The sequence below is a fragment of the Mesorhizobium sp. M0040 genome (assembly GCF_040323505.1).
GTDB lineage: Bacteria > Pseudomonadota > Alphaproteobacteria > Rhizobiales > Rhizobiaceae > Mesorhizobium.
The window spans coordinates 304,542-310,591 of the sequence record NZ_JAMYVA010000003.1; the positions used below are offsets into that span (position 1 = coordinate 304,542).

At 60.0% G+C, this 6,050-nt stretch carries 8 protein-coding genes; 4 read left to right on the plus strand and 4 right to left on the minus strand.

Going from position 1 to position 6,050, the window contains the following annotated elements:
* Positions 1 to 6: 6 nt before the first annotated feature.
* The 4 genes from NKJ91_RS04755 to NKJ91_RS04770 form a co-directional block, all read right to left on the minus strand.
* On the minus strand, positions 7 to 393 hold the full coding sequence (locus NKJ91_RS04755) for a MerR family transcriptional regulator (protein ID WP_023676566.1): 387 nt from the start codon (positions 391 to 393) through the stop codon (positions 7 to 9).
* 139 nt (positions 394 to 532) lie between these two features.
* Positions 533 to 1,930, minus strand: a complete 1,398-nt coding sequence (gene mgtE, locus NKJ91_RS04760) for a magnesium transporter (RefSeq protein ID WP_502903556.1) — start codon at positions 1,928 to 1,930, stop codon at positions 533 to 535.
* Between the two features lie 346 nt (positions 1,931 to 2,276).
* Entirely contained in the window at positions 2,277 to 2,759 is a 483-nt protein-coding gene (locus tag NKJ91_RS04765; RefSeq protein WP_254818127.1) for an SRPBCC family protein, read from the minus strand.
* On the minus strand, positions 2,756 to 3,073 hold the full coding sequence (locus NKJ91_RS04770; RefSeq protein ID WP_023676569.1) for an ArsR/SmtB family transcription factor: 318 nt from the start codon (positions 3,071 to 3,073) through the stop codon (positions 2,756 to 2,758). Before NKJ91_RS04770 ends, NKJ91_RS04765 begins: the two co-directional genes overlap by 4 nt.
* 150 nt (positions 3,074 to 3,223) lie before the next feature.
* Here NKJ91_RS04770 and NKJ91_RS04775 point away from each other — a divergent pair, with 150 nt between their 5' ends.
* The 4 genes from NKJ91_RS04775 to NKJ91_RS04790 all read left to right on the plus strand — a co-directional run bounded on the left by NKJ91_RS04775 (position 3,224) and on the right by NKJ91_RS04790 (position 5,716).
* Positions 3,224 to 3,904 carry an RtcB family protein gene (locus tag NKJ91_RS04775; RefSeq protein ID WP_352454652.1) on the plus strand — a complete coding sequence of 227 codons (681 nt, stop codon included), beginning with the start codon at positions 3,224 to 3,226 and terminating at the stop codon, positions 3,902 to 3,904.
* Complete coding sequence (locus tag NKJ91_RS04780; RefSeq protein ID WP_352454653.1) at positions 3,861 to 4,328, plus strand: RtcB family protein; 468 nt, start codon at positions 3,861 to 3,863, stop codon at positions 4,326 to 4,328. Before NKJ91_RS04775 ends, NKJ91_RS04780 begins: the two co-directional genes overlap by 44 nt.
* A complete protein-coding gene (locus tag NKJ91_RS04785) occupies positions 4,329 to 4,499 on the plus strand; it encodes a hypothetical protein (RefSeq protein WP_352454654.1) in 171 nt (56 codons plus the stop codon).
* A 305-nt stretch (positions 4,500 to 4,804) separates the two neighbouring features.
* The gene (locus NKJ91_RS04790; RefSeq protein WP_352454667.1) at positions 4,805 to 5,716 is read left to right on the plus strand and encodes a phosphatase PAP2 family protein; all 912 of its coding nucleotides are present in this window, start codon (positions 4,805 to 4,807) and stop codon (positions 5,714 to 5,716) included.
* The last annotated feature ends 334 nt before the right edge of the window (positions 5,717 to 6,050 follow it).

Consider the following 6,050-nt stretch of genomic DNA (forward strand, 5'->3'; position numbering starts at 1 on the left):
CCACGCTCATGTGGTGACGCCGAGTTCCACCAGCCGCTCGACGCAGGATTCCTCTGCCTGGTCGAGCTCGGCCAAGGTCTCTTCGAGGTCGCGGCGTTTCTGGCGCAAATCCTCGCGCTTTTCCTCGATGCGCTTGATCATCAATTTGAGTTGGCCGACCTCGCCGGGCGGTTCCCTGTACATCTGGATGATTTCGCGGATCTCGTTGATCGAGAAGCCGAGCCTCTTGCCGCGCATGATCTGGCGGATGAGATGCCGGTCCGACGGACGGAACAGCCGAGTGCGGCCGCGTCTCACTGGCTGCACCAGCCCTTCGTCCTCATAGAAGCGCAACGTCCGCGTCGACACGTCGAATTCGCGGGTCAGCTCCGTGATCGAATAATATTCCCGCATCGTCACTCCAATGCCCCGGCCACGCCGCGAGTTCCAACTGGCCGGCGCCGCCGGCGCCCAGGCGCGTACCAGAATCGGCGGACAAGGCACCTTTCAAAGCCTCGCATGGCATTTACGTAAAAGTCAATTGAGGTGACGTTCAGCGCACGCCGAACCACCATGTGGCGAGCCCGAGAAAGGCAAAGAAACCGACGACATCGGTGACCGTGGTGACGAAAACCGCCGAAGCCACAGCCGGATCGATCTTGAAGCGGTCGAGCAGCAGCGGGATAAGGATGCCCGCCAGAGCCGCCACGAACATATTGATGATCATCGCAGCCGCAATGATGCCGCCGAGATTGCGATCGTGGAACCAGGCAGCAGCGACGAGGCCGATCAGGATGGCAAAGATGATGCCGTTGATGAAGCCCACCCCGATTTCGCGGCGGATGATGCGGCCGGCATTGTAGATGTCGAGGTCCCTGGTCGCCAGCGCCCGCACCGTGATCGTCATGGTCTGCGAGCCGGCATTGCCGCCCATGCCGGCGACGATCGGCATCAGCACCGCCAGCGCCACGATATGCTCGATGGTGCGGTCGAACAGGCCGATCACCGAGGCCGCCAGGAAAGCCGTCAAAAGATTGACCAGCAGCCAGGGCACGCGCGAGCGCGAGGTCGAAAAGATGCTGTCCGAGAGTTCTTCGTCGCCGACGCCGCCCATGCGCAGCAGATCTTCCTCGGCCTCCTGCTGGATGACGTCGACGACGTCGTCGATGGTCAGCACGCCCACCAGCCGCTCGTTCTCGTCGACGACGGCGGCGGACAGAAGATCGTATTGTTCGAATTCGCGTGCCGCCTCCTCCTGGTCCATGGTGGCCGGGATGGCATGCCTGGTCTCATGCATGACCTCTTCGACCTTGACCGAGCGCTTGGTACGCAGGATCTGGTCGAGGTCGATGGCGCCGAGCAGCTTGAAGCTCGGATCGATGACGAAGATCTGGCTGAAACGGTCGGGAAGATTGTTGTCCTCGCGCATGTAGTCGATGGTCTGGCCGATCGTCCAGAAGGGCGGCACCGCGACGAACTCCGTCTGCATGCGGCGGCCGGCGGTCTCTTCGGGATAGTCAAGCGAACGCCGCAGCCTGATCCGCTCGGTGAACGGCAGCTGCGACAGGATCTCGTCCTGGTCCTCCTGGTCTAGGTCTTCGAGAATGTAGACCGCGTCGTCGGAATCGAGATCCTGCACCGCCTGGGCGATCTGCGCATTGGGCAGACTGTCGACGATGTCGCGGCGAATCGCCTCGTCAACCTCGGTCAGCGCGGAAAAATCGAAATCCTTGCCCAGCAATTCGACCAGCGCGCGTCGCTGTTCCGGGTGCAGGGCCTCGAGCAGGTGGCCGAGTTCCGACTGGTGCAGATCGTCGACTTCACGCTTCAGCGTCAGCGTATCGCGATCGGCGATCGCGGCACCGATCTGGGCGAGGAACGACGACAGGATGACGCCGTCCTCGTCATAGATGTCGGCGCGGCGCTCCTCGGCGGCCCTGGCGCCGGTCATCTGTTCGTCCTGGCCTTCCACCAGCGCCTCCCGCCATCGGATTTCCGGATAAGGTGCCTGTCAGGTCTAACGCATGACCCTGACAATCGGAATCGATTTTGCGAAAGGACCATGCACAACGACAAATTGCTACAGCGCCGTTCGCGCGTCCAAACGACGCGGCGCATACCGGATGGTAGGAGGAGAGGACGTTCTACAAACCTGCGGCGCTGCAAACCTTCGCGGCGGCAGGTAAAGGGCAGCGTATCCCCCCCGGTCAACCAGATGGGCAGATCGACACTGATTCAAAAACGGCGAGGCCGACAGTGCGAGGGCCTCGCTGGTATTGGACTGGAAGGCTTCCCGATCAGGCGGCGTGGCGCTTGGCCTCAGCCGCATAGCGGTCCAGGAGACCGCTCCAGCCACCCTCGGATTCGAAGGCCTCGCGCATCGCCTCTGCGGTTTCGCCCATGTTCTCCAGAAGCCTGTGCTCGAGTTCCACACGCGTCGCGTTCTCGCCGAGCGCGACAAAGCGGATCTCGACTTCGGTCAGCAATGCCGGATCGTAGCGCCAGCCGGCTCCAATGCGCCAGGCGAGCGTCAGCCTGGACGGCGGATCCCAGGCGAGAACCTCGCCCCAATCGCATTGTGACCCATCCTCGCCGATCTCGTACCAGCGGCCGCCGGCTTTCGGTTCGATCACCGCGGTCGTCAGGGCGGATTTGCCGATCGAGTGCGAAGCCGGCCACCAGCGCCCGAATCCTGTGGTGAACACATCGAATGCCTTGTCGAGCGGCACCTCCACCGTCACCGACTTCCTGACCGGCGCGGGCTTGATCATGGTCGTCATTTCCTCTTCTCCTTGCTGTTGTCGACTTCCCGTTTGAAGGCGTCGAGCGCATCGCCCCACATGCGGTCGAGCCAGGCGCGCATCTCGCCGAGCCCATGCGGGTCGAGATGATAGATGTTGCTGGCACCTTTCGGCTCTGCGCGGACCAGCCGGGCTTCCTTCAAGACCTTGAGGTGCTGCGATACCGCCGGCTGCGAGACCGGAAGCACTCGCGTCAGATCGATGACCGAGCGTGGCCGATCGGCGATGAGCTCGAACACCTTGCGGCGCGTCGGATCGGCCAAGGCCACCATTCCTGCATAATCATAAATCATGACTTATGATAAGCTAAAACTTATGATAAGTCAAACAGGGAGCGGTGGACTATGTTTAAACGCCCGGCCGGTTCGGCCCCGAGCTCAGGTGGTGCGCGCGTTCGGGCAGCGTGCTAATCAGCCTGATCTTTTTGACGACAGGAGATGGCCGTGATCACCGGCAAGGAACTCATCCAGTGGGGTTTTAAGCCGGGCAAGTGGTTTCCGGGCGCCATCGCCGACGCGCAACGCATGGAACGCGAAGGACGCTCGCAGGACGACATCTTCGCCTATCTGCAAACACTGTTGCCGGTCGAGATGATGCCGATGACCAATGCGCTGGCGTTTAGCGTTTTCCTCGAGCCGGAAAACGATGTCGAGCGCGAAAACCTTGGCCTGGTGGTCGAGGCCATGGATGCCCTCCTGCGCACACCAACAGTCGTGTCCGGGGTCGTCATGCCTGACGCATGTCCGGCAGGAACCATTCCCGTCGGCGGTGTCGTGGCAGCGAGAAACGCCATCCACCCCGGTTTCCATTCGGCCGATATTTGCTGCTCGATGGCGATCACGGTGTTCAAGAGGAACGACGATCCGAAGAAGATACTCGATGCGGCGTTCGACGTAACGCATTTCGGGCCCGGCGGGCGCAAGGATCGGCGTGGTTGGGACATGTCGCGGGAACTTGCCGTGCGGTTTAAGTCGAACCGCTTCCTTTCCGACATTGTGCCTATCGGCGACAGCAACATGGGCACGCAGGGCGACGGCAATCATTTCCTCTATGTCGGTCATCTCAGGTCGACCGGACATAGTGTCGCCAAAAACGCCTTCCGGGGCGGCGTGGATCGAGGCTGAGACCGACGAAGGCCGCGCATACTGGGAAGCACTGCAAATCATTCGCGAGTGGACCAAGCAAAACCATTTCCGCATCCATGACCGCGTTCAGGGCGTCCTTGGCAACCAGATTGTCGATCGGTTCTGGAACGAGCACAACTTCGTCTTTCGCCGGGACGACGGGCTCTTCTATCATGCCAAAGGCGCAACGCCTTCGTTCTCTCGCTTCTCGGCCGACGACGATGGCCGTACGCTGATCCCGATGAATATGAGCGAGCCGGTCTTGATCACAGGCCACACCGACAAAAAGGCGTCGCTTGGCTTCTCCCCTCATGGTGCCGGCCGAAACATGAGCAGAACCCGCTACTTGCGCGACGTGATCGGCTCGCGGGAACTCGACGACGTTCTCAAGGCGGAAACGCGCGGGTTGGACATCCGGTTTTAGATGGGAAGACCAGACCTCTCCGAATTGCCGGCGGCCTACAAGAGCGCCAAACAGGTCATCGGCCAAATCGAGAAGCATGGCCTGGCGACCATCCAGGACTTTGTCGATCCCTACGGCTCGATCATGGCAGGCAATTGGGAAAAGGATATGCCGTGGAGAAACAAGAAATGAAACATCGGAAAATGGCGGAACGCTACCGAGCGGAAAGCCGAGTGCTTCCGCCGACGTCGTCTTGAACTCCTTTGCCAAGCGACTGCCGACCCACAACTACCTTACCTCTGACCGGCACGACCATGTCTCGAGCCGGCAAATGTCGACCACCGGGGAAAAGTAAACCTGGCGGCAAGGTTTTTACCTTATCGGTGTACGTGTCTCTCCGGCGAAACGTTAAGAACGGGTAAATTGGTTTGGCCCTAACCACGGAAGCCTCTCGCTACAGGCCCTCCGCCATATGGCAATTGCGCCTCTCCTTGTTCATGGCGACATACGTTTTAGGCGCATCTGCATTATATCCAGAAGTATTCTATACGTCAGCCTCAATCTATTCTCACAAGTTTCTTGTTGGCATTCCGGTGTTGTTTATCGGTGGCGTCTGCTGTGCCGCGCTAATCCATGGCCGGCGGCAACCGGTTCGCTACGCACTGGATTTGGTTCAAGGGCGCTGGCGCAGTTGTCTGCTGGTGCTGCTGTTCTTCTTTGCCAGCTTGACCGCGTTCTCTACCTACAAGATCGCCATCCCGTCCGTCGTCCCATACTATGCCGACAACTGGTTGGCCGACGCTGATGAATGGCTGCACGGGATGCCGCCATGGGAGATCGTCCATAAGCTCGACAGCAACAATTGGTCGTTCGTCGTCTTCAACAGCTATGAAGTCATTTGGTTTTACCAGTGGTTCGGCACCATCCTTTTCGTGTCGCTCTGGTCGGACGAGATTGCCCGCATCCGCTATCTCTGCGCAGCAGCGCTGACGTTGTCCGTCCTCGGAACGGTCTTGGCCCTGGCGCTGGCATCGGTCGGACCGGTTTACTACCACCACTTTGTCGGCGTGGATCGCTTCCACGGATTGAATGCGGCCCTGGACAGGCTGGACCATAGTTACATGATGCGGGAACCCGCGGCATATCTCCTGATGGCTTACCAGAGCGGCCGGCCAAGTCTTGGCGGCGGCATCTCGGCCATGCCAAGCATGCATGTCGCCTTTGCCGCATTGAACGCCTATTTGCTGTCATCGATCAATCGCTGGCTTGGCGTTCTGGGTTGGACCTTTGCAGCCCTGATCCTGTACGGATCGGTGTTCACTGGCTGGCACTATGCCGTGGACGGCTACGCATCGATCGTTGTTGTATCGGTGATCTGGTGGGCGACCGGACGCCTGGTGCGCGAATAGTTATGTGCGCTTGTCGATAGATGGCCATGCCCGCCGATGGCCATTTCGCATAAGCCAAACTCGCGACCGCAATCAGGCAAACAGCACGTGCCCTGACAAGGACGCTCCCTGCCGTGCTCGAATTCAACGGGCAAGAGATTCCGCTTTCGAATTTAATGGTGCGGTCGAGATGCAACGCCGCAACGCCAAGAGCTGTTCTCGCCGAACCAATGTCGCGTTTGGGGCCGAAGAACGAACATGAAGTAATCGCGGAAGCGGTGGCCACCTGAGATGTGGCGGCGATGTTCGAACATCTGGCCGGCTGGCTGTCCTCCGATAGGATGAAGAACGGGCT

Excerpts from the sequence above, each read along its gene's own strand:
- NKJ91_RS04790 (WP_352454667.1), top strand. The coding sequence starts at position 4,805 with ATGGCGACATACGTTTTAGGCGCATCTGCATTATATCCAGAAGTATTC.
- NKJ91_RS04755 (WP_023676566.1), bottom strand. The coding sequence starts at position 393 with ATGCGGGAATATTATTCGATCACGGAGCTGACCCGCGAATTCGACGTG.
- NKJ91_RS04770 (WP_023676569.1), bottom strand. The coding sequence starts at position 3,073 with ATGATTTATGATTATGCAGGAATGGTGGCCTTGGCCGATCCGACGCGC.
- mgtE (WP_502903556.1), bottom strand. The coding sequence starts at position 1,930 with ATGACCGGCGCCAGGGCCGCCGAGGAGCGCCGCGCCGACATCTATGAC.
- NKJ91_RS04785 (WP_352454654.1), top strand. The coding sequence starts at position 4,329 with ATGGGAAGACCAGACCTCTCCGAATTGCCGGCGGCCTACAAGAGCGCC.
- NKJ91_RS04765 (WP_254818127.1), bottom strand. The coding sequence starts at position 2,759 with ATGACGACCATGATCAAGCCCGCGCCGGTCAGGAAGTCGGTGACGGTG.